Raw genomic sequence first — 22,459 nt, 5'->3', positions numbered from 1 at the left:
AGGTTCTCCTTTCGCTGTTCTTTGTCGTCGAGCTAAGTCATCTTGCCAACTAACAGCATTAAGCGAATGTTATTTCGCCAGTATAAAGTATAAACCTGACACTAGATGTCAGGTTTAGTCACTAATATAGCTCATGTAACCACCAAAAATGATCTAACAACCTATTTGAGGTAACGGATATGAGCGAGATTCAAAGCAACCAAGACACCATCACCCTGTACCATGCTCCACAAACCCGAGGCACTGGCATTTGGGTATTGCTGGAAGAGTTGGGGATTCCCTATGACATGAAAGTGCTGAATTTCAAAGCCGGTGAAAATCAACAACCAGAGTTTCTCGCTATCAATCCTTTGGGGAAATTTCCAACCCTTGTTCATAACGGCACTGTGGTTACAGAACAAGTTGCTTGTTACACCTACTTGGCCGATCTGTTTCCTGAAAAAGGCTTAGCGCCTGCTTTCAATGATCCAAAACGTGGTGCTTATTTGCGTTGGATGGCCTATCAAGGCAGCAGTTTTGAACCCGCTGTGATCGACAAAGCGTTTAATCGCCCTGAAGTCGCAGCGTCTCAATCATCCTATGGCAGCTTTGATAAAATGCTGCAAACGCTATTCGATCAAATCGCCAAAGGCCCTTATTTATTGGGAGAGGAGCTGTACGCAGTGGATATTCTTTGGGGATTGAGTTTGAAATGGTGCCGCATGTTTGGACTCATTACGACGAATCCAGTGGTCGACGCTTACATTGAACGGGTTATCTCACGTCCTTCCTTTACAAGGGTGGAGGAAAAAGAGCAAGCTTTGTTGCTTGCCCAGTCATAATCAAATGTCTAAATAAAATAAAGCATGAGTATCATCGGTTACTCATGCTTTTTTGTTTTTCAACTTAGTGTATTACTTGTTTATCAAACTTCTTGATGCGGGCCGAACAATTCGTAATGAATACGGTCGGCTTCTACGCCAAGGGCTAATAATTGCTGTTTAACAAACATCATGAAGCCAACTGGGCCGCATAAGTAAAACTCGCCATTCGTCAGAGGTAAGCTGTCTTTGATAGCTTCTAGTTGCATCATGCCTTTTGTTACGCCCTCTTCTTCGCTGTCGGCTTGTTCGTACCAAGTGTGAACGGACAAATTCAGTTGGTCTTTCAAGCTGCTCACGTGCTCTTTGAAGGAATGTTGGCCTTGGTGAGCACATGCGTGTAAGTAACTTACAGGATGTTTGTATTGCTGCTTAGCAAGGGTATTTAGTATGGCTTGCATCGGTGTTAAGCCTACACCACCAGAAATCAGTACCACAGGCGTTTGTTTGTCTTGGAAAACGAAATCTCCTGCAGGTGGCATGGCTTCAATTTCATCGCCGACGTTTAAATGGTCATGCAGGTAATTCGACATAACACCCGCGATATCACCTGCACCTTCGCGTTTGACGCTGATGCGATAGTTTTTGCCATTTGGTGTTGTTGATAAAGAGTATTGACGTATCTCATCGAACTCATTGCCTTTTGGATGTAACTTAACGCCCAAATATTGCCCAGGCTGATAGTCAATTACTGCGCCGCCATCCACAGGCTCAAACACAAAGCTGGTAACTAAATCAGACTCTGGTGTTTTGGAGGCTACACGGAAACGGCGGAAGTCTTTCCAGCCCCCAAGCTGAGCTGCACGTTCTTTATAAAGATCACCTTCGACTTGAATAAAGATTCCAGCTAATTGCATGTAAGCCGCTACCCATGCTTCTTCTACGTCTTTGGTAAAAGCATCTGGAGCGAGTTCACGCAAGGTTTCAATAAGGTGATGACCAACGATGTCATATTGACTCGGTTGGATATTAAAGCTGGTGTGTTTATGAGCTATACGCATCACGGCATTGGTAAGTACTTCGAGATTATCGATATGTGTTGCGTAAGCCGCGATGGCATTGAACAAAGCCGCAGGTTGACCACCAGTTCTTTGGTGGGTCATATTGAATACATCTTTTAGCTCTGGATTATGAGAAAACATGCGTTGATAAAAATGCTCAGTAATCGCGGTTCCTGCAGAAGCAAGAAGTGGAATAGTGGCTTTGACAGTGTCTATATGGTGTTGAGTTAACATATTGTTTCCTTTTCTAAGAGTACGAATAAATACTTTCTTAACTCTTCTATAGCGAAGCTCGTGCCAACTTATAATTGATATAAAAATCAGTGGTTTATGTTTTTAATATAGAAATTAGAGTCAATAAGACTCACAAAAAAGAAAGTCTATATGGTATATTTGAGTCAAATTGACACGAAAAATAATTCGCCCTATGAGCCGATATCCATGAAGCAGGTTTCTAATAACGCCTTACTCAGCTTTGCCCTCGATCTTGCTAGTGCGGTGACACAGCCGAATCGCTTTGAACAATTGGTTTATGCGGTGCGGGCAACGATTAATTGTGATGCCGTCGTTTTATTGGCGAACAACAATGGTGTGCTGACGCCGCTTGCCCAGCGAGGCTTATCGGAAGATCTGATGGGACGTCGATTTATTATTGAAGAGCACCCGCGTCTGAAAGCGATCAGTAGCGGGCATTATCCAGTTCGTTTTCCCGCAGACTCGCCGCTTCCAGATCCTTACGATGGCATGGTGTTAGGCCATGACGAGAATTTACCAGTGCATTCTTGCATGGGAGTGCCGCTGTATTTGGAAGGCAAGTTGATTGGCGTGGTGACCCTAGACAGCATCATGCCGGGAGTTTTCGATGATATCGACGCGCGCGCTTTGGAGATTATCGGAACCATGGCGGCCATGACGCTAAATACCGCCATCTTAATGGAAAAATTAGAAAACAAGTCGCAACATGCTCAAAACGTATTAAAAGTAATGGGCGAACAAAGCCATGAAATGATAGGTCAGAGCAAAGCCATGCAAGACCTTAAACAGTCGATTAATCTGGTCGCCCCCTCAGATTTTGCCATTTTGATTGAAGGAGAAACCGGCGTAGGTAAAGAGTTAGTTGCAAGAGCATTGCATGAGCAATCTGCGCGCTCTGAAGCGCCAATGGTATACGTAAACTGCGCTGCGATTCCTCATCATCTTATTGAAAGCGAGTTGTTTGGTCATGTGAAAGGTGCTTTTACCGGCGCGGATCGAGATCGAGACGGTAAGTTTCTATTGGCCGATGGTGGAACCTTGTTGCTTGATGAAATTGGCGAATTACCTTTAGAAGTGCAGGGAACTTTGCTTCGCGCTATTCAAAACCAAGAAATCCAAGCCGTCGGCAAAGATCAAATTCGTAAAGTAAATGTACGCATCATTGCTGCGACCAACCGACATTTAGAAACAGAAGTGGCAGAGCATCGTTTTCGTGCGGATTTATTCCATCGCTTAAGTGTCTTCCCGATTCAAGTTCCAGCGTTACGTGACAGACAAGGCGATGTTCCATTGTTGGCCGGATTCTTCGCTGAGCGCTTTCGCCGAAAGTTAGGCCTGCAGCAACTGACGTTGTCTGCGTCCGCTATTGATATGTTGGAAGCTTATCATTGGCCTGGAAATGTGCGTGAGCTAGAGCACGTCATCTCCCGCGCAGCGCTATTTTCTAAGGCCGAGAGTTCAAAGGCAGAAAGCACCAAAGCGGACAATACAACAGGGATTACAGTTATTTCATCGGCGCATTTAACAGGGTTACAAATCGACAGTCGTATCCAAGAAAAGATACAGAATGTTGAAATACCACAGCAAATCTTAGACAAACAAGAAATAGTAGATTTTCGTTTAGAAACAGAGGCTTATCAACGTAATCTAATCTGTAAAGCATTAGAAGCCAGTAATGGAAATTGGACCAAAGCCGCTCAACAGTTGTCTATGGATCGCGCCAACTTAGCTCGCTTGGCAAAACGCTTGGGGATTGTCGTTGCCAAAGAAGTACGCTCTTAATCGTAAAGCGTTTCGGAAGTGCAATGACATTCCGCTGAGGGAGGCGATAGTTTCGAAGAGGAATGTCATTGTGTTTCGTTTAAACTGATTTGCTGTGTCTGGCTGCACTCACCTGTCGAATTCGTTCAGCAGGAAATTCAAGTTTGGGCAATAAATAGGCTTTCAAATCTTCTGCATAACCGAGTTCATCTAAGGCAGCGGCCATGCAATTGAGCCACATGGCTTTTTCTTTCTCGGTCACGATTAAATGAGCGTGAGCTTGCGGTAAGCTGATTGAGCCGTATTTTTTCGAGAAGAGTTTCTCGCCGCCCATCCAGCCTGATAAAAAAGACACCAACTTGTCGATGGTTAGCTCAATATTGTTAGGATGCATGTCAAACAGAGGTCGAAACTCTGGAGTGTTTTCCATAATGCGATAGAAGGTTTCGACTAAATTTTGTAAGCCAGTTAATCCGCCAACGGCCTGTAAGGTGGCATCGCCTTCACCATAAATGGGCTGGTTAGAAGGAGTCATTTTATTCGACCTCTTTTGATTGGTGTTGCTGTTTTTTAGCAACTTTTTCCTTGTCCATTTTGATCGAGTTACGATAACCGCCTAAGGCAGCCAAAGCCCCGATGATGAAACTCATGTAAAGTGGAATTTGAAACAGCATAGTGATACTGATAAAAACACACCCGACGGCTAAACCTTCGAGAAAGGGTTTGAGTTTCTTGGGCATAACAGTTCTCCGAGTGTTAAAAAAATATACGCGAGTCTAGCAAATTTCCGCGAAGATGTGAGCGTGATTGTGGAAAAAAGCACCACTTATCCAATATTAGCATTATTGATTTTTAGCGAAAGTATTCGACATTTTTTGTGGGTAAGTGGGAGTTAAACGAGGAGCGTAGCTGATTTTTGCTTATTATTGATCATTTATCACACAAAACCATTAAAAACTGCCCCGAATTGTGAATAACTGCTATTATTTTCCACAGATCAGCGTATTCCTGTTTTCCGGTTTTAGCTGCTTTTTTATCCACAGAGTTTGAAATACCCACAACAAGTGAGACCCGTGTGTCAAAGTTATCCCCCAGTTCTATTTTTTGCTCGTACCGCGCCAATGCAGTATTGAATCAAAAAATTTGGCGCATGGCGTGGCCGCCGATGATTTCGAACATCACCACTCCTTTGCTTGGTTTAGTTGATACCGCTGTAGTTGGACACTTGGGAACGGCGACACATCTTGCTGCTGTAGCGATTGGCGCGAGTATTTTTAGCTTTCTGTTTTGGGCGTTTGGCTTTTTGCGCATGGGCTCAACTGGTTTGACGGCGCAAGCCCTTGGACAGGGTGACGAAAGACGTGTTCGAGAGCTGCTTCTACAATCTATTCTGATGGGCGTATTTATCGGGCTAATCTTGATTTTATTCCGAGCCCCATTGATTGATTTGGCAATTACCTTAATGGAACCCAGTGCCGAAGTAGAGCCTTGGGCACGTTTGTATTGTGAAGCACGGATTTTTAGTGCGCCAGCGGTATTAGCCGGTTATGCCTTAATGGGTTGGTTCTTTGGTGTGCAATATTCCAAAGGGCCCCTGTGGATGCTGTTGGTGATCAATGTCGCCAATATGATTCTCGACTATTTTGCCGTTTATGGTTTGGGCATGGCGAGTGACGGCGTGGCGTGGGCAACCGTGTTCGCGCATTATATTGGCGTGACTGTCGCCGGTGTTTTGGCTTGGCATAAATTGAAAGGCTTTTCGGGTCATGTACCCTTACGTGTTTTGGCTAAATGGCGTGAATACATGGCGTTAGTTCAAGTGAATCGTTACCTCTTTGTACGTACCATTCTTTTGCTCTTGGTGATGTTGTTTTTTACCGCCCAAGGTGCGCGCCAAGGAGATTCGATTCTTGCCGCGAACGCTGTATTACTGACTTTCTTGATGATTATTTCTAACGCCTTGGATGGTTTTGCTTTTTCGGTTGAAGCTTTGTGTGGCGAATACTATGGCCGCAAAGACAAAGCGAACTTTAAGAAGGTGATTCAGCTTTCTACCTATTGGGCGCTGTTTGCCGCGGTGATTTTAATGCTGATATTTTGGCTTTTTGGTAATCAAATCATAGCGTTACTGACCAGTGTACAAAGTGTTCGAGACGATGCTGCTCTGTACCTACCTTGGCTCATCTTCTTCCCTCTGTTGGGTATTTGGTCATTTATGTTGGATGGTGTTTTCATTGGCACAACCAGCGTAAAACAAATGCAAAACACTATGATTGTTTGCGTGGTTGGCGTGTTCTTCCCTGTATGGTTTATCACTCAAGACCTTGGCAACCATGGTTTATGGCTGAGCCAAGCCATGTTGTTTATTGCGAGAGCCATCACTTTATATTGGTGCTATCTGCAAAATATGAAAAAAGGTGTTTGGTTCGCGAATTCATAACGCCTATTACTTCGTATAAAGGCTTCTGTTAACAATTGAAATTTTTCTGGCGATTGGGTTTGTTACCATGAATGACGTGTTCTTTTTTAAAGCCACCAAACATGGAGAGAATTCAATATGTCGAAGAATTTCTTAAGCGAGTTAACTGGTTCTTTTGCCACGCCAGCATTAGAAAACCCTACTGGCGTGATGATGGAAGCTGCGTATCGAGATTTGGGGCTGGATTGGCGTTACATCAATTGCGAGATCCAACCAGATGATCTGAAAAACGCCGTATTAGGTGCGAGAGCCATGAACTGGCGCGGTTTTAATTGCTCAATTCCTCATAAAGTTTCCGTCATTTCTTACCTTGATGACTTAGGCGAGTCAGCTCGAATCATTGGCGCAGTCAATACCGTGGTGAATCGTGATGGTAAGCTTATTGGTGAAAATACCGATGGCCGTGGTTTTGTCGAATCCGTTAAATCCAGTTTAGAGCTAACCAAAAAGCGCGTTGTGCTGTTTGGCGCAGGTGGTGCGGCACGAGCGGTTGCGGTTGAATTAGCTTTGGCTGGAGTGGCGCACATAACCATTGTGAATCGTAATCAAAAGCGTGGCGAAGAGCTTGCGAAACTGGTTGCCGATAACACGTCGGCTGGCGCGGAATACCATGCTTGGACAAAGCAATATCAGATTCCTGCCGATACGGATTTAGTTATCAATGTGACTTCTATTGGCTTGTTTCCTGACGTGGAAGCAGAGTTAGATATAGACACAGAATCGATTAAATCAAGCATGGTAGTTGCAGACGGGATTTTTAATCCACCTGAAACTCGATTGATTCAAACCGCGAAAACTAAGGGCTGCACAACGGTAAATGGCTTGGGAATGCTTGTTCAGCAAGGCGCAATCGCTTTCGAATACTGGACAGGAAAAACGCCTTCTATCGAGGTGATGAAAGCCGCATTGAGTGATGCTTTGGACATTACAGATCTGGACAGCACTGATTTGGAGAGTACGGAAAAATAATAATCACTGGAATAGCCAAAAATTGTTCAAAGCGGATTATGGTGCTCGTTTCTGCGTAGCGAGCGCTGTATCCGTGTTTCCTCTTGACGCATTTTCAATAAGTTGTCTTCCACAAACACCAAATGTGTATGCGCAGCTGTGCGAGCGGCTTCGGCATTGCCATCCATTATCGCTTGATAAAGATTTGTGTGTTGCTCCATCACACGCTTTCGGGCGGCTTGTTTTTCGAATAAGTTTCTCAAGTTACTCGAAATACTTTTCGCTAACATGGCGTGCAGGCTGCGAAGTGTGTGCAGCAGCACTACATTGTGCGCCGCTTCTGCGATGGTCATATGAAACTCCACATCTAACTTTGCTTCCAAGGCGAAAGCTTTATTTTGATTGGCCTCTACCAGTTGATTAAAGCATTGTGTGAGCTTGGTTTTATCGGCGTCGGTACTGCGCAAAGCGGCGTAATACGCGGCGAGACTTTCTAGCGCATCACGAAACTCCAATTGATCGTATAAGAACTCATCGTGGGAACTGAGCAAATCTTGCAGCGGATCGGCAAACGAGCTGCCGAGTTGTTCCGACACATAAGTGCCGCCGCCATGACGACTGAATAATACACCGCGCGCGATCAGTTTTTGAATGGCTTCACGCAACGAAGGACGAGATACCTCAAAACGCGCTGCCAACTCCCTTTCCGGCGGCAATTTTTGCCCTGCGGTGAAGCTGCCTTCCAAAATCATGCTTTCGAGTTCTTTCATGATGATGTCGGAAATTTTTGGCTGTTTAACTCGCCCAAAGTGATTGGATTCCATGACTTTTCCTAAAAATGTATTCTTTAAAGATGGCTTTAGTGCTTGCTGTGTATAAGTTAAAAAGTGGTAAAACCAATTAATATTGTCGCTAAAATTCACGAAATATCGACTAAACTATCAGTTGACAAAGTTTCTTTGAATTCTTACTGTGCCTTATATTCAAAAGGTAAATTGGTCTTACCAATTTGTCTAGCATTAATTTTCAATACTTATACTCTTTAACAATAAAAGGCTACCGCCGTGGAAGCTTCTATGAACACTGACTCACTTGCTGATAAAGCCGCTCAATATCGCGATCTATATTTTGCTTTGAAAGACGCCAAAACTGGCGCGATTGATGAGACGCGATTGATTCGTGATCCACTTCGTACCTTGGCGTATGGCACGGATGCGAGTTTTTACCGCTTGATTCCGCAATTAGTCGTGCGAGTCGATAATGAAGCGGAAGTGCAGTTAGTGCTGAAAGAAGCCAGAAAGCGCAATTTACCAGTGACTTTTCGCGCAGCGGGGACGAGTTTGTCAGGGCAGGCAGTAACCGATTCCATCTTGATGCAATTGTCCGATAACTGGAAGGGGCATCGAGTTCACGAACATGGCCATCATATTTCACTTCAGCCAGGTATTATCGGTGCGCGAGCCAATCAGCTGCTAGCGCCCTTTCAGCGCAAAATAGGCCCAGATCCAGCGTCCATCAATGCCTGTATGATTGGCGGTATTGCAGCGAACAACGCCAGCGGGATGTGCTGTGGTACAGCACAAAACAGCTATCACACTATTCAAAGTGCTCGCCTGATTTTCGCTGATGGTGCTTTATTGGATACCGCCGACGAAGCCAGCCGATTGGCGTTTGGTAATCGTCATGCTGACTTGCTTGATACGCTTGTTCGTTTGTCTAAAAGCGTACAAGCCAATAGCGAATTAGCAGAAAGAATTAGACACAAATATCGTTTAAAAAATACCACAGGGTACAGTTTAAACAGCCTAACCGATTACCAAGATCCGTTTGATATCTTGCTGCATTTGATGATCGGCTCTGAAGGAACTTTGGGTTTTATCAGCGAAGTTACCTATGAAACCGTGGTTGATCATCCTATTAAAGCCGCGGCGATGATCTTCTTTGATGATATGGAAGTCACCTGCCGAGCGGTTACCTCCCTAAAAAGCTCGCCTGTTTCTGCCGTGGAATTGATTGATCGTGCTGGCTTACGTGCTGTAGAAAGCAAACCGGGTATGCCGGAAATTTTGTCGTCCCTTGGCTCACAAGCGGTGGGTTTATTGGTCGATGTACGCGCTGCCAGTGCTGAAGAATTAGAAGCCAATTTGGCCTTGGTGAAACAAGCGTTAAGCGGTCAAGCCACACTTAATCCAATTGAATTTACTCAAGACAAAATCATCTACGATTCCTATTGGAAAATTCGCAAGGGCTTGTTCCCCGCTGTTGGCGCAGTTCGTCCTGTTGGCACCACGGTGATCATCGAAGACGTGGCCTTCCCTGTCGAACAACTCGCAGAAGGTGTTTTGGAACTGCAAAGCGTATTTCAAAAACATGGCTACCGCGAAGCGATTTTGTTTGGTCACGCCTTAGAAGGCAACTTACACTTTGTCTTTACGCAAGGCTTCGATGACCCGAAGGAAGTGAAACGCTACGAGCAACTGATGGACGAAGTCGCACAATTAGTGGCGGTGAAATACAAAGGCTCGTTAAAAGCGGAACACGGTACTGGCCGTAACATGGCGCCTTATGTGGAATTGGAATGGGGCAAAGAAGCTTACGACATCATGTGGCAAATCAAACGCGCGTTTGACCCGCAAGGCTTGCTCAATCCAGATGTGATCTTGTCGCACAATGCTAACTTGCATGTACAGAACCTCAAACCCTTGCCGAAAGCCAATGACAAAGTTGATACCTGTATTGAATGTGGTTTCTGTGAATCGTCTTGTCCGTCAAAATCCATTACGTTAACGCCTCGCCAACGCATAGTGATTTGGCGCGAGATTCAGCGGTTGACCGCAATGGGTACAGATCTGCTGCGTCTTGCTGAACTGAAAAAAGATTATGATTATCAAGGCGTTGATACGTGCGCTGGTTGTGGCTTGTGCTCGATGCAATGTCCAGTTGGTATTAATACGGGCGATTTAACCCGAGAACTACGTCACGATCGCCATCCAGATAGCAAAGTCGGTTATTGGATTGCTGATCATTTTGACGGCGTAACCAAAACGGCGAAAGTCGGACTCAACCTTGCCAACGGTGCGCGTCGTATTATTGGTGATTCAGGCATGACAACCGTCACTTCAGTGATGAACAAAGCTTCCCAAGGTGCTGTGCCAAAGTGGCATAAACAAATGCCCAGCGCTGCTTCGTCTTTGAAGTCGATTGCCGTTATGCAAGGTAATGATATGCAAAGTGATGACGTTCAAAAGGAAGTGATTTACTTCCCCAGCTGCGCGACTCGTGTCATGGGCGCGGGGCCAAATGCAGAAGATAAACGCTCTGTTATGACAGTGATGTTTTCTGTATTGAAAAAAGCAGGCTATAAAGTCACTGTACCTAATAATATCGATAGCCAATGCTGTGGCATGGCGTTCCAATCCAAAGGTCAGTTCGAAGCCGCCAAGCAAAAATCTAACGATCTCAATAGTTTGCTGCTCGAAGTCAGCGAAAATGGCCGAATTCCTATCGTCTGCGATGTGAGCCCTTGTTTGCTACGCATGCAGGAAAGCCTTGATCCTTGTTTACAGCTTCATGAGCAAGTGGGCTTTGTTTCGACTTATGTGATGCCAAATTTAACGGTGAAAGAAAAGCTCGGCAAAATCGCCCTTCATGTTACTTGCAGCACCACCCGCATGGGTCTCGCCGACAGCTTCGTACAGCTTGCCCACCAACTCGCCGATGACGTGGTGATTCCGCCAGACATTACCTGCTGTGGCTTTGCTGGTGACAAAGGCTTCTCTACCCCCGAGCTCAACGCCAGCGCCTTGAAAACCCTCGCCAAAGCCGTAGAAGGCTGCGAAGCGGGCTACTCCAACAGCCGTACTTGCGAGATTGGCTTATCGGAACACAGCGGCTTCGAGTATCAATCCATCGTCTATCTGGTAGATCAATTGTCTGAGTCCTCGTCAGCCTAGTCTGTCATGCGTATCAAGAGGACGTTTTGCTTGCGTCACTGACATCGTCAGCGCAAAACGTCTGCTTGAACCGCTTGAGCATGTCGTCATGTCGACACTATTGTTCATTTAGCGAATGTCACCAAATCAATATCTCACGGATATTTGCACATAAGTGTTTTTGGGCAATTGACTCTGATATAGCGGTTACAAGATCAACATCTCGTGGGTGTTTGCGCTTTAGCGCCGGAGCGAGAGTTGATCTGGTAACAGCGTTACTGCGGACTAAAGCATGAACGTCGAGTACAAGCCAAATCCGCAGACGATGAGCAGCGCCCAGCCGACGAATTGGAAGAAGACGGGTGTTTCAGCTTTTTGAATACGGTTGTGTAGCTTTTGGCCAAATACATGACCAATCAAGGCGCAAGGTAGTAACCAAAGTTGATGGATGAGTTGTAAATCGATGCCAGCGATGAGGAAGGACACCATTTTGATCATCACCAGAATAAACCAGAGCACGAACAAGGTATCGCGCAGTTGATGGCGGGGAACTTTGGTGGCGAAGACGGAGACGATAAGCGGTGCGCCGATTAAGGAAGTGCCACTTACGTAGCCGCCAAGCATAAGAAAGATGGTATCGAGGAATTTGTTGTTGGTATAAAACGGTTTATTCAGGATGTAAGACACAGCAAAGACAGCAACAATGACAAATATCACGCCAGTGACTATGTTGCCCGGTAAGGTTAATAAACCAAATACGCCGATCAGTTTCGGCACTATCATGATGCCGAGGGCTTTTTTTAAATAACCCCAAGCGATATTGCCTTGTGCTTCTTGTGGCGCTTCGCCTCGTTCTGCTGCGAGTATGGCTTGTTGTTTGGTAGCTCTCGATCCTTGCCATGCAATCCAGCTGGAAAACACTAACAGATGAATGGAAATAATTGGCAAAAATAATAGCGGATCGTTTTTTACCAATAATAGGAAAGGCAAAGCCAGTACTGCGCCGCCAAATCCTAAACCACTGCGAACAAAGCCGCTCCATATAAAAATGGCGCCGATTAAGGCGTATTGCCACCAGAATAAGTTTTCCATGGTTGTCCTTCGTGTTAAGAAATGAGATTGAATGGTGTGAAATTATTGTACGTTAGTTTAATCAAAGTTCCCTTTTTAGGCTAAGGGCTTGGATGAAACCAAGTTTGTTGGTGAAGAAATTTCGTCATCTCCTCTTTCAAGAGCTTTGCTCTGGCTGATAAGCTGCGTCGATAAGGCCAGACTAAAAAAATCTCTCTATTTTGACCGCGCCATTCAGGCAATACCCGAATAAGCTCGCCAGTTTCAAGGGCGCCATGCACCATGCTCATGGGAATTAAGGCAATTCCAGCGCCCGCTTTCGCTAGGTTGAGTGTGATTGTCATGTCATTACTAATATGCCGGTGCTCTTTGTTTAACGGGCGCCGATCTTCTTGATTATTAATCAGTAACCAATCGGCAAACATGTTGGACGCAATGCTCGGCGCATGTTGTAAGTCTTCTATCGTTTTAGGCAGTGGGAATGCCATGTTAGGCGATGCGACTAGAATAGGCTCAATGTGACCTAGTTTCTTTTGAATCAATGATGAGCTGGGTTGATTCCCCGAGCGCAAGGCGATGTCAGCGCGGGTGTCTCTGATGTCTTGCAGTGTGTTGCTCAGTTCTATGTTTAGTTCGATGTCTGGGTACAGTTGAACAAAACCTTGCCAAAATGCGTCTAGAGGTCCACTGCCCAAATTTACCGGAGCAAGTACTTTCAAATCACCTTTTAGACTGTTTAGGGTTTGGTCTAGGTTGGAAATTCGCTGATCTAACGCATCGATGAATTCCGCGCATTCGCGATAGTAGCTTTCTCCCACTGGTGTGAGTGTTAGTCCTTTTGTTGAACGATGTAGTAACTCACAGCCAAGTTTTTGCTCAAGGGCACTGATACGGCGAGATACCGTAGCGATAGTCATATCAAGATGTTGAGCGGCGGCAGTCAGACTATTTTTATTGGCAGCAGTAATAAAAATCTTTAGATCATCAAGCATTTTTCATTTTCGTAAATTTGTTTTTAAAAAATCAGTATATTTACAAATATTGTTGTTTGCTAGTATGTATTCAGAGTTTGAGTCGTTTACTTACTTTTCGTCTGGGGCACTCTATTTATAGAGAAGACGGTAAGTTCATTAGGAGAGAAACATGAAACACAGAATTATTTTTGCCGTATTAATGTCGTTTACCTTGTCGTTGTTTATGTCCGCATGGATTACGTATCTGAATATTGGGTTACATCCAAATTTCGTCTCATTATGGATGCATGCTTGGGTATTGGCTTGGCCTGCTGCGGGTATTATTTCTTTCATCGCCGGGCCATTTTTGCATGCTTTAGCGCATAAATTAGCAGTGAAAGTTTAGCGTTTGAGATAACGCTTTATTAAATGTAAATATTCGAAATGAAAAACCCGCTTCATCAAAGCGGGTTTTTTGTCTTTAAAATCAGTAAGATCGAAATCAGTAAGAACGATTTATTTGCTTGGTTTTTCGTCCCAAACACTAAGATCTATGTCGTCACGAATTTCTGGGTAGTCGTCGGAATTGAACACTGGTGTATGAGTTTTCAATTGCGTGAAATAGTCTTTGGTTAATTTCACTACCAAACCAGATAACATCACAATCGCAATCAGGTTAATGGTTGCCATTAGACCCATCGCTGCATCAGCTGCATTGAATACCATCGCCACACTTTCATATGCGCCCCAAGGGATCATACCAAGCGCTAAGATGCGTAGAATGAAAATCCCTGGTTTATTTGCCCATTTTAGGTAAGTTAGCGCATTTTCTGCATAACTGTAGTTACCGATAATGGAGGTAAAAGCGAAGAAGAAAATCGCAATAGCAACAAAGTAATGACCCGCACTACCGATGTGAGTGGTTAACGCCGTTTGCGTTAAGGCAATACCTGTTTGACCGTTACCCAATGCACCAGATAATAGAATCATCAAGGCGGTTGCCGTGCAAATCAGCAGTGTATCAATGAAAACACCTAATGATTGAACCATGCCTTGTGATGATGGATGATGAGGGTTTGGTGTAGCAACCGCTGCAATGTTTGGCGCAGAACCCATACCCGCTTCGTTGGAAAATAAACCACGTTTGACACCGTTCAGCATAGCACCTAAAACGCCGCCTGCTGCTTGCTCAATACCAAATGCGCTCTTAAAGATTAACGCGAATGCCGCCGGTACGTCAGAGATATTGGCGAAGATCACATACAAGGCTAGTAGTAGATATAAAATTGCCATGAATGGCACAACGATTTCAGCAAAACGTGCGATTTTCTTGATACCACCGAAGATAACAATCGCCGCTAATAGCATGATAACGATGCCGGTCACACTGGTGTCGATACCAAATGCGCCTTCCATTGCGCCTGCAATCGAGTTGGCTTGCACCGCATTGAATACCAAACCAAACGCCAAGATAAGCGCAAGCGAAAATACCGCACCAGCCCAAGGTGCTTTTAAGCCTTTGCTGATGTAAAACGCAGGGCCGCCACGTAATTGGCCATTTTGATCGCGCATTTTGTAGAGCTGAGCCAAGGTGCTTTCAGCGTAGGCGGTTGCCATACCGATAATTGCCACCACCCACATCCAAAAAATGGCCCCAGGGCCACCTAAATATAATGCGACAGCAACACCTGTCATATTGCCTGTTCCTACACGAGAAGCGAGGCTAGTACAAAGTGCTTGGAAAGGAGAGATACCGCCACGATCGGATTGTGGGGCTTTAAGAACAGTTCGGATGAATTCTGGAAAACGACGGACCTGAATAAAACCTAGACGTAAAGTGAAATATACGCCTACGGCTAGTAGTCCATAGATGAGGATATACCCCCAGAAAATAGTATTTAAAAAGTCTATGATGGCTGCCATGTAGGGCACTCCCTTTATTCGATAGGATTATCGTTTTATTGTTCGTGGGTTGAATATTAGAAGTGCTTTTTTGGGTAAAAAAGGCACTCTAAGAAACGCGCAGAAGCTTAAAAAAGTGTGCAAGGGTAGCGATTTTATGGAAAACCGCAAGAAAAAAACCACTTTCACGAACATATAAAGTACGTGAAAGTGGTTTGATTTTGTAAGTTTGTTGTCTGTTGGGCTAGTTGGCTAAGTAGTTATGTCCTTGATTCAACGACAAATAAATCTTGTTTCGTAACTCGTTGGCAAGGCTTGTTGGCACACTTCGAGTTGGATGCCGTAAATTGATTCGTAAAAGTAAATTAACCTGCGTTGATGTCATTCCTAATCTTTCTATGGCGGATTTTGGTAATTGTTGGTATTCCGTTCGTGATAAAAGTTGAAGTTCTTCTAGCCAGTGAGCTTGTTCTCCTAAAGTTAGGCGAACTTGATCACCAATAATGTCCATATCTGTGTCTCGGTTCACCACAATCGAAATATCACGTTCGGCTTTAGGTTGTCGCGAGACAGGTCGCCAAGGTGATAAATCGAGCATTTGTTGTTGGATTCGCGGATCTGGGTCCCGAAGCAGTCGAATATCAGGAATGCCTTTACGTAACATCAGCACTCTGTCCAAGCCTAATCCGATGGCTACGCCAGTATAATCATCACTCGACCAACCGTTTCTGGTTAATAAGTCTGGATCTATGTTGCCGCACTCGCCTACTTCAATCAGATTTTGCCCTTCAATAGCATCAAGTTGAACGCCATTTATTGTATAGGGGTGCGGTGATTTGGATTGTTGTACCACATGATTGGGCAATAGGGTTTTCAGCAGTGCCGCAATGGACTCATTCAAAACCTCTATATCTTCTTCAGCTTGAGTTTTGGGCATGACAATCCAGATGTCCAATTGATGAGGTTCTGCGCAATGCCAGCGATCAATACAGTCACGACGGTAAACCAGACCGTGACTGATTATTCCAAGGGACTCCGGTCGTAGGCTTCGCCAACTGCTCAACCAAGTAGGCACAGAACTCGACGTTTGAGTGCGTAGCATCAAGCTGTCTGAAGCATAGCGACTGTAGCGAACGTCTCTTGATGCGCCATCGACAGGATAGCCAAGTGCGTCGTAGTTTTCATAGACGGGAACAATAGGGTTAGCGTTGATGCGCTGTAGATAGCAAGACCACAATGCTGCGACAGCAGTTTCCGCTTCACTAATGAGTTGCTGCATGGCATGCATGCCATGTTTTGGATTAGTCAGATCGCGCAGAGAAAGTGCGCTAAGTAATTGTTCGTGGGTAAGATAATTGTGTTTAGACATAATAAAGCTCCATAAATCCAAGATGAAAAGTTCAATGCAATCTTTTTGGATTCCTCCGAGTCAGGACTCGGAGAGAGCTTGTCTTTGAAAGGTTATTTCAGAAAGAACAAAGCCGCCGCGTCCAGTTTAGGGACTCGGAGGCTGATAAATCGATGTGATCGTGCAATAAGATACGTCATGCTTTTGATACTAGCAGGCCTCATTTTTAAGAGCCAGTAATATTTTTACATTTATACCTTAAAAGCACATATTGAAGATTATTCAAAATAAGTAAGAAGTTTAAACTATACTTCCATTTGAAATGTATTATTCACTTCAATATTCATATTGGATTTAAATTATGAGTTTATTATTAATAAATTTTTAGCTAAGAGTACTGCCTTCTTTTTTCAAAAGTAATAAAAGCTATAAAGCAAATTACAGCTGTAGCTGTTGCACCATATAGAAGTACGCTACTAAAACCTTCCATGAGAATATGTTTTGCAATTTCTTTTGATATTCCGTAATTCTCCAGTATATTTAAATTTCCAGAAGCTAAAATATCTGTAATTTCAATTAACTTCGTTTCAGAAAGTGTTTTTGGTAGTAAGTCGAGTAAACGTGAAGCAATTCCGTCAGCTAAAATAAGGCCCATTAATGCAATATTTAGAGACAAAGAGATCATACGAGCACTGAATTCCATACCAGAAGCCATGCCTGCACGTTCAGGAGGTAAAGACCCCGTTGCTGTGTTGGTTACCGGTGTATTGGTAAACCCAAGACCGATACCCGCTAAAATACAACCAGGCATTAGAGTGAGCCAACTTGCTTCAGGGGAAGACGCTATAACCCAGAGAAGGAAGAAGCCACCAGAAATACACACCAGTCCCAAAGAAATCAAAAATTTAGGGCCTTGTTTGATTAGAATTTTTTCTGCGTATGGCGGAACAACGATCGTAGGTAAAGTGAGAGCAAGTACTGTTAAACCTGCGGTTATTCCGTCATAGCCAAGAACCCCTTGCAGATAAATGGGAAAGTAAACAACGAAAGGCCAGAAACTAAAGTTCATACCTGCTGCGCCAAATAATGCCCCTGAAAAGTTCCGAATACGAAAAGCCTTAAGATCAAACATAGGCCTTGCTACTTTACTTTCAATGATAAGAAAGAGGACAAAAGCAAGTGTACTAGCACTTATAATTAGTATTCCTTCTAGTGACAGATAGCCTATAGATTTTCCCTGAGTAATCATAAAAACTAAACCAAATACTGCACTAGATAAGGTAATCATACCGCCATAATCTACTCGCAGTGAATCAGGATCAGACGATTCAAATACGCCAATACGAGCTAAAACAAGAGTTGCAACAGCAATAAATACATGGATCAAAAATACCCATTCCCAACTTAGATGAGCAATGATTAGGCCACCAACAATTGGGCCAAACCCTAACCCCAGACCAAATATGATACCCCACCAAGCAAAAGCAACGCCTCGCTCAGGACCGTTTTGAAATTGATTTGATAATATCGCTACTTGGCACGCCAACATGGCAGCAGCACTTATTCCTTGTAGAAAACGTGCTGCAATTAGGATAGGTGCGTTAGTCGCTAAGCTACATATAAGAGAGGCAATACCAAAAACAATGATGCCTACAGTAAATACGCGTTTACGTCCAAAACGGTCTGCTAATGCACCCGTAGCCACCAGTACTGAGCACATGGCGAGAGTGTAAGCATTCATAATCCACTGTAGTTGTTTGAAGTCAGCAGGTAAAATATCTTTCAGGACAGGTAAAACTGAAGGCACACTGGTTATTTCTAAGCCTAACATAATAGCAGATAAACAGATTGCCATTAGAGCGATTTTATTTCTTGAGGCAGAAGTCCTCATATACTAATTCTCCGTAATTATAGACAGTTCCAATGAATGCATTTCGTCGAAAAGCTATTATTAAAAAGATAAAACAAACTATCTTTCCTAAGAGCTTTTGAAATACAATTTTGGCTGGTGAGGAAATTAGCATTAACTTAGTTTTTAATGAATGGACATGATTTATATATCTGTGATTACAGATTTAAATAGTTAGACCTATTTTAAAGGTATTTATAATGTTGACGTTGGATGTTGATTCAGTTCGAGCATTTGTAGCCATTGCTGATTTGAAAAGTTTTACACAAGCTGCCAATTTATTAGGCACAACACAAGCCGCTTTAAGTCTACGATTAAAGCGGTTGGAGGAACGTGTTAAACGGCGTTTGATAGAGCGTACGCCAAGACAAGTCTATGGTGAATTGTTTATTGCGTCGGCAAGGGATTTCCTCGAAGCACACGAACGTGCTGTCGAAAGCTTATTGCTAGCAAAAAAGCGTCTTAAGCTAGGGATTGGATGTCATCTTATTGGTTCAGAGCTACAATCTATGCTCGAAAAGGTGAATGAATTTGCTCCTGATTTGGTGTTGGAGATTTCAACGGATACCTCTTTTCAGGTAAAAGAGGCCTATTTAAATGGTGAGTTAGATGCGGTTATTTTACGTAGTGAAGATGAACGTAAGGAAGGGTTTATCCTTTGCATCGAGCACTATAGTTGGTACGCCTCTCCGAGTTTTCAGTATTCTCCTAACGAACCACTAAAACTAGCCACCTTGGATGAAAAATGTGGTGTAAGAGATCAAGCTCCTATGCTACTTAAAAGAGCAGGCTTGAAGTCTCATAATGTACTTGTTGCCGGAAATACAGACGTGATTAATGCCGCTATTTCTGCAGGAATGGCCGTTGGCGTTTTTAGTCAAAGAATGGCGCCAAAGGATTCGATCGATGTAGGTGAATTATTCAATTTACCCACTCTACCCACTTCGTCTATTGAATTACATACTCATCTTACAGACCAAGAAACACGTAAAGTGTTAAAGGTAATTTGCAGCGTATTCAATGAATACACTGCAGAAGAGTTGGCCGTATATTAATGGCATTTAGTGATTAAACTGCGTCCGGAGCCTTGGGCTCTGGATAGTGTTTTGTCTGAATTGGATCTTGCTCAACTTCCCCCCAATGTCTTTCTAACGGCATAACGCCCGCCCACACTGGCCAGTCGTTATCGGCTGGATCATCGACAGGAGGCTCAGCTCGGAATTTGACCGAGGCTTCGTCTATTTTGATACGCACGACTCCCGTCGCTTTGATCTCTTGCTCGTTGACGGGACGTAACGTTTCCCAGCGACCTGGGCTGACTTTATCGAGGAAAAGTTTGAATTGACGCACTTTTTCTTCTTTATCTTCGATCAACTCTGGTACGCCAAATAAGGTCACGGAACGATAATTTACGGAATGGTGCATGGCCGAACGCGCCAGGACTAAGCCATCCAATAAACTGATGTTAATGCAGACTTTTTCTGGTTCGTCGATTGGACCTTTGACATTGCGGGCTTTGGAATGAGCGTGCCAATAGAAGTAGTCGCCTTCACGCCAATGGCTGGTGGGCGTTACAAAAACTTGTCCATCTTTGCTTTGTCCGACATGACACATTAGCGCCGCATCAATAATGTTAAATGCTAGGTCTTTGTCATAAGAGGCACGGTTTGGCCCGCGTTTCACTTTACTTAATGTTGTTTCTTCTAGTGACTGGCTCATGAATTCTCTCCTTGTGTCCTAATGGGTGGTTCGCTATAACAAGACATTAGAGGAATCTGGCTTTTATAAAAATAGCCAGAATAAAGATAAAAAAGCAGGCCAGATTATGAAGTACGCGATAGCCAGTTTACGTTTTTCTTTAGAAGACGATGAGCCCTATTACAAACAATTGATCGAGCAGATCCAGCAAGGCATTGTGTCTGGGGAGCTATCGGTTGGTGATAAGTTACCCTCCTCGCGTTTTTTAGCCAGTTCGTTGGGTGTTTCACGAAGTACGACCTCTCGGGCCTACGATCAATTAATCGCTGAAGGTATTTTAACCAGCGAAGAGAAACGTGGTGTGTTTGTTGCTGCTTTACCCATGATCAGTCATCGCGCAAGTAAATCACCTGATACCGTGCTTTCAGTCATGAATGATGTCCCTCAAAAACGAGCATTTGATTCTGGCGCTGATATGTCGGTTTTTCCCACTAAAGAATGGGCTGCGAGTATGCGTCGCAGCTGGCTCACGCCAGATTTAACTGTGTTAGAAGGCGGGTATACAACGGGTTATCCCGACTTAAAAACCGCGATCGTTGACTATTTGTATCGTGTTCGTGGTCTTGAATGCTCGGCAGAGCAAATTATTGTTACGGCTGGCAGTCGGGACTCACTTCTTTTATTGCAACACACAATTACATTGTTGGGTGATTCTGAAAATTCGCCAGTGAAGTGGTGGTTCGAAGAACCGACTTATCCGCCAATTCGCCAGGTCATTCATTCATCAATTAAAGCGGGTGCCCTTTTTATTGATGAAGATGGACCTTGCTTGCCTGATAGTGAACATGCCTCGAATGTGGCGATTGTCACGCCGAATCGGCAATATCCACTTGGTGTTAGCATTAGTGCAGCGCGACGACAACAATGGTTGCAAGCTCTACAAAATGAGTCACCAAGCTGGTGGTTGGTGGAAGATGATTACGACAATGAGTTTGTTTATCAAGGACGAAGTAATGTGCCCTTTATGCAAACGGCGAGCGTGCATGAGCAAGCCCGGGACCGAGTTTTCTTTGTAGGGAGTTTTTCTAAAGTACTGTTTCGTGGTTTGCGGCTTGGCTTTATTGTCGCTCCGATGAAACATATCGAGACAGTATATAAAAGTCAGCGAGTATTGGGGTCATCTGCTTCCTTACCGATACAACCTGCTGTAGCGGACTTTATGCTTCAGGGACATTTTGATCGACATATAAATCGAATGCGCCGTCATTATCGGCTTAAACGGGATGTTCTATTAGCGCTATTAGAATGTCATTTAGCGACTTGGTTTGAATGGAAAAGGCCTCGTGGTGGAATGCACGTACTAATTGAATTAAAGTCGGAGTTTCTTCCTATAATGCAAACTGGGATGGCTTGGGATCAGTTAATAGCTCAAGAAATCAAACGTGATGACGTACAGCTTTCGACTTTGTCTAGTCATTATGTTTGCCAACAAAAAGAGACTAATCGTTGTAGGTTTGGCTTTTTATTAGGTTTTAGTGGTCCAAAAGAGGAAGAAATGACGTATATAGTGAAGGTACTTCGGAATTGGTTACTTGCGCATTTGGTCGAAAATAAGACTTACTAATTGTAAGGAAATTAACTTAGAAGAGTGCTAGTCTTGGTGCCTTTGGGCTAAGTCAGTAGGATTTTCTCAAGACAAGAATGTGAATTTTTATAAAAAGACCGTGAAGCAAAGTTGAACAAAGGCTAAACTAGACTTTGTACGGCTGTATAATTTTTGCTATATTTCGCACACTTAAATTCGTATGAAGCGAGTAAAAACGACATTTTTATTTTTGTTTTTATGAATCGGATGGATAAATTGAACAAATTTCAAGACATTCTGCATCATTATGTGCATTCGGTATCCAGTATCTTGGCGGATTCTTTACGCCCTGTTATTGCCGCGTCTTGCCTGTTTTTGAGCTTTTTCGTATTGGTTTCCGCTCCTTTCTTTATTGGTAACCTTGGCGTTATTAATATCGACCCTATTCTTAATGCGGGGCTAGTATCTAGCCTCGTATTTACAACTCTATTATTGGTTAGTTATTGGTCCGTTATGACCCATATCAACCTTGCTCGCCAGAAATTGGCCTTCTCTTTGTTTCATGTATTTGCTCCAAACGAGCAACCAAGTCGTGCTGAGGTGCGATACATGATGAGTTGTGGAGCTCCCTTTTTCAGATTTAGGTGATCCAAAAAAGCTATTACTGCGTTAATTCTATTAACTAGGTAATAGTCTTTGTGCTGTTTTCAGTGTGGTGATCTTTACTGAAATACCCGGTGTTTTGCCGGATTTTCGT

At 43.8% G+C, this 22,459-nt stretch carries 19 protein-coding genes; 9 read left to right on the top strand and 10 right to left on the bottom strand.

The window, feature by feature from the left end:
• The first annotated feature begins 179 nt into the window (after positions 1–179).
• Complete coding sequence (locus tag B6N13_RS06480) at positions 180–821, top strand: glutathione S-transferase family protein (protein ID WP_169458886.1); 642 nt, start codon at positions 180–182, stop codon at positions 819–821.
• An 83-nt stretch (positions 822–904) separates the two neighbouring features.
• Here the strand turns inward: B6N13_RS06480 and hmpA are convergent, their stop codons facing one another.
• Positions 905–2,095 carry an NO-inducible flavohemoprotein gene (gene hmpA / locus B6N13_RS06475; protein WP_169458885.1) on the bottom strand — a complete coding sequence of 397 codons (1,191 nt, stop codon included), beginning with the start codon at positions 2,093–2,095 and terminating at the stop codon, positions 905–907.
• A 207-nt stretch (positions 2,096–2,302) separates the two neighbouring features.
• Between hmpA and norR the strand changes: the two genes are divergently transcribed.
• On the top strand, positions 2,303–3,898 hold the full coding sequence (gene norR, locus B6N13_RS06470) for a nitric oxide reductase transcriptional regulator NorR (protein WP_248280248.1): 1,596 nt from the start codon (positions 2,303–2,305) through the stop codon (positions 3,896–3,898).
• 79 nt (positions 3,899–3,977) lie between these two features.
• Here norR and B6N13_RS06465 read toward each other — a convergent pair whose 3' ends face one another.
• Together B6N13_RS06465 and B6N13_RS06460 are read right to left on the bottom strand one after the other, a co-directional pair.
• The gene (locus tag B6N13_RS06465) at positions 3,978–4,412 is read right to left on the bottom strand and encodes a group II truncated hemoglobin (protein ID WP_169458883.1); all 435 of its coding nucleotides are present in this window, start codon (positions 4,410–4,412) and stop codon (positions 3,978–3,980) included.
• A gap of 1 nt (position 4,413) precedes the next feature.
• The gene (locus B6N13_RS06460) at positions 4,414–4,617 is read right to left on the bottom strand and encodes a hypothetical protein (RefSeq protein ID WP_048813849.1); all 204 of its coding nucleotides are present in this window, start codon (positions 4,615–4,617) and stop codon (positions 4,414–4,416) included.
• A gap of 410 nt (positions 4,618–5,027) precedes the next feature.
• Between B6N13_RS06460 and B6N13_RS06455 the strand changes: the two genes are divergently transcribed.
• The gene (locus tag B6N13_RS06455; RefSeq protein WP_169458915.1) at positions 5,028–6,317 is read left to right on the top strand and encodes an MATE family efflux transporter; all 1,290 of its coding nucleotides are present in this window, start codon (positions 5,028–5,030) and stop codon (positions 6,315–6,317) included.
• A gap of 117 nt (positions 6,318–6,434) precedes the next feature.
• Positions 6,435–7,325 (top strand): shikimate dehydrogenase, encoded by an 891-nt coding sequence (aroE, locus tag B6N13_RS06450; RefSeq protein WP_169458882.1) that lies wholly within the window; start codon positions 6,435–6,437, stop codon positions 7,323–7,325.
• Positions 7,326–7,351: 26 nt separating this feature from the next.
• Here aroE and B6N13_RS06445 read toward each other — a convergent pair whose 3' ends face one another.
• Positions 7,352–8,128, bottom strand: a complete 777-nt coding sequence (locus tag B6N13_RS06445) for an FCD domain-containing protein (RefSeq protein WP_011977908.1) — start codon at positions 8,126–8,128, stop codon at positions 7,352–7,354.
• Between the two features lie 252 nt (positions 8,129–8,380).
• Between B6N13_RS06445 and B6N13_RS06440 the strand changes: the two genes are divergently transcribed.
• Entirely contained in the window at positions 8,381–11,257 is a 2,877-nt protein-coding gene (locus B6N13_RS06440) for an FAD-binding and (Fe-S)-binding domain-containing protein (protein WP_169458881.1), read from the top strand.
• 264 nt (positions 11,258–11,521) lie between these two features.
• Here the strand turns inward: B6N13_RS06440 and B6N13_RS06435 are convergent, their stop codons facing one another.
• Together B6N13_RS06435 and B6N13_RS06430 are read right to left on the bottom strand one after the other, a co-directional pair.
• On the bottom strand, positions 11,522–12,328 hold the full coding sequence (locus tag B6N13_RS06435; protein WP_011977916.1) for a sulfite exporter TauE/SafE family protein: 807 nt from the start codon (positions 12,326–12,328) through the stop codon (positions 11,522–11,524).
• 80 nt (positions 12,329–12,408) lie between these two features.
• Positions 12,409–13,299 carry a LysR family transcriptional regulator gene (locus tag B6N13_RS06430; RefSeq protein ID WP_169458880.1) on the bottom strand — a complete coding sequence of 297 codons (891 nt, stop codon included), beginning with the start codon at positions 13,297–13,299 and terminating at the stop codon, positions 12,409–12,411.
• Positions 13,300–13,450: 151 nt separating this feature from the next.
• Between B6N13_RS06430 and B6N13_RS06425 the strand changes: the two genes are divergently transcribed.
• Positions 13,451–13,666: a DUF2798 domain-containing protein gene (locus B6N13_RS06425; RefSeq protein WP_011977918.1), complete on the top strand. Its 216-nt coding sequence runs from the start codon at positions 13,451–13,453 to the stop codon at positions 13,664–13,666.
• A gap of 110 nt (positions 13,667–13,776) precedes the next feature.
• Here the strand turns inward: B6N13_RS06425 and B6N13_RS06420 are convergent, their stop codons facing one another.
• From B6N13_RS06420 to B6N13_RS06410, 3 genes are all read right to left on the bottom strand, one after another.
• The gene (locus B6N13_RS06420; protein ID WP_011977919.1) at positions 13,777–15,183 is read right to left on the bottom strand and encodes an alanine/glycine:cation symporter family protein; all 1,407 of its coding nucleotides are present in this window, start codon (positions 15,181–15,183) and stop codon (positions 13,777–13,779) included.
• A gap of 223 nt (positions 15,184–15,406) precedes the next feature.
• Positions 15,407–16,531 carry a hypothetical protein gene (locus B6N13_RS06415; protein ID WP_169458879.1) on the bottom strand — a complete coding sequence of 375 codons (1,125 nt, stop codon included), beginning with the start codon at positions 16,529–16,531 and terminating at the stop codon, positions 15,407–15,409.
• Positions 16,532–16,898: 367 nt separating this feature from the next.
• Positions 16,899–18,401 (bottom strand): MFS transporter, encoded by a 1,503-nt coding sequence (locus tag B6N13_RS06410; protein WP_169458878.1) that lies wholly within the window; start codon positions 18,399–18,401, stop codon positions 16,899–16,901.
• Between the two features lie 218 nt (positions 18,402–18,619).
• Here B6N13_RS06410 and B6N13_RS06405 point away from each other — a divergent pair, with 218 nt between their 5' ends.
• Complete coding sequence (locus B6N13_RS06405) at positions 18,620–19,474, top strand: LysR family transcriptional regulator (protein ID WP_169458877.1); 855 nt, start codon at positions 18,620–18,622, stop codon at positions 19,472–19,474.
• 13 nt (positions 19,475–19,487) lie between these two features.
• Here the strand turns inward: B6N13_RS06405 and B6N13_RS06400 are convergent, their stop codons facing one another.
• The gene (locus B6N13_RS06400) at positions 19,488–20,138 is read right to left on the bottom strand and encodes a pyridoxamine 5'-phosphate oxidase family protein (protein WP_169458876.1); all 651 of its coding nucleotides are present in this window, start codon (positions 20,136–20,138) and stop codon (positions 19,488–19,490) included.
• Positions 20,139–20,244: 106 nt separating this feature from the next.
• Here B6N13_RS06400 and B6N13_RS06395 point away from each other — a divergent pair, with 106 nt between their 5' ends.
• Positions 20,245–21,741: a PLP-dependent aminotransferase family protein gene (locus B6N13_RS06395; protein ID WP_211172792.1), complete on the top strand. Its 1,497-nt coding sequence runs from the start codon at positions 20,245–20,247 to the stop codon at positions 21,739–21,741.
• Positions 21,742–21,978: 237 nt separating this feature from the next.
• Positions 21,979–22,350 carry a hypothetical protein gene (locus tag B6N13_RS06390; protein ID WP_169458874.1) on the top strand — a complete coding sequence of 124 codons (372 nt, stop codon included), beginning with the start codon at positions 21,979–21,981 and terminating at the stop codon, positions 22,348–22,350.
• Positions 22,351–22,459: the final 109 nt, after the last annotated feature.

The organism is Marinomonas sp. UCMA 3892 (assembly GCF_012726345.1).
Lineage (GTDB): Bacteria > Pseudomonadota > Gammaproteobacteria > Pseudomonadales > Marinomonadaceae > Marinomonas.
The sequence above is the reverse complement of the archived record's forward strand: the minus strand, read 5'-3'. Positions and strand labels throughout refer to the sequence as shown.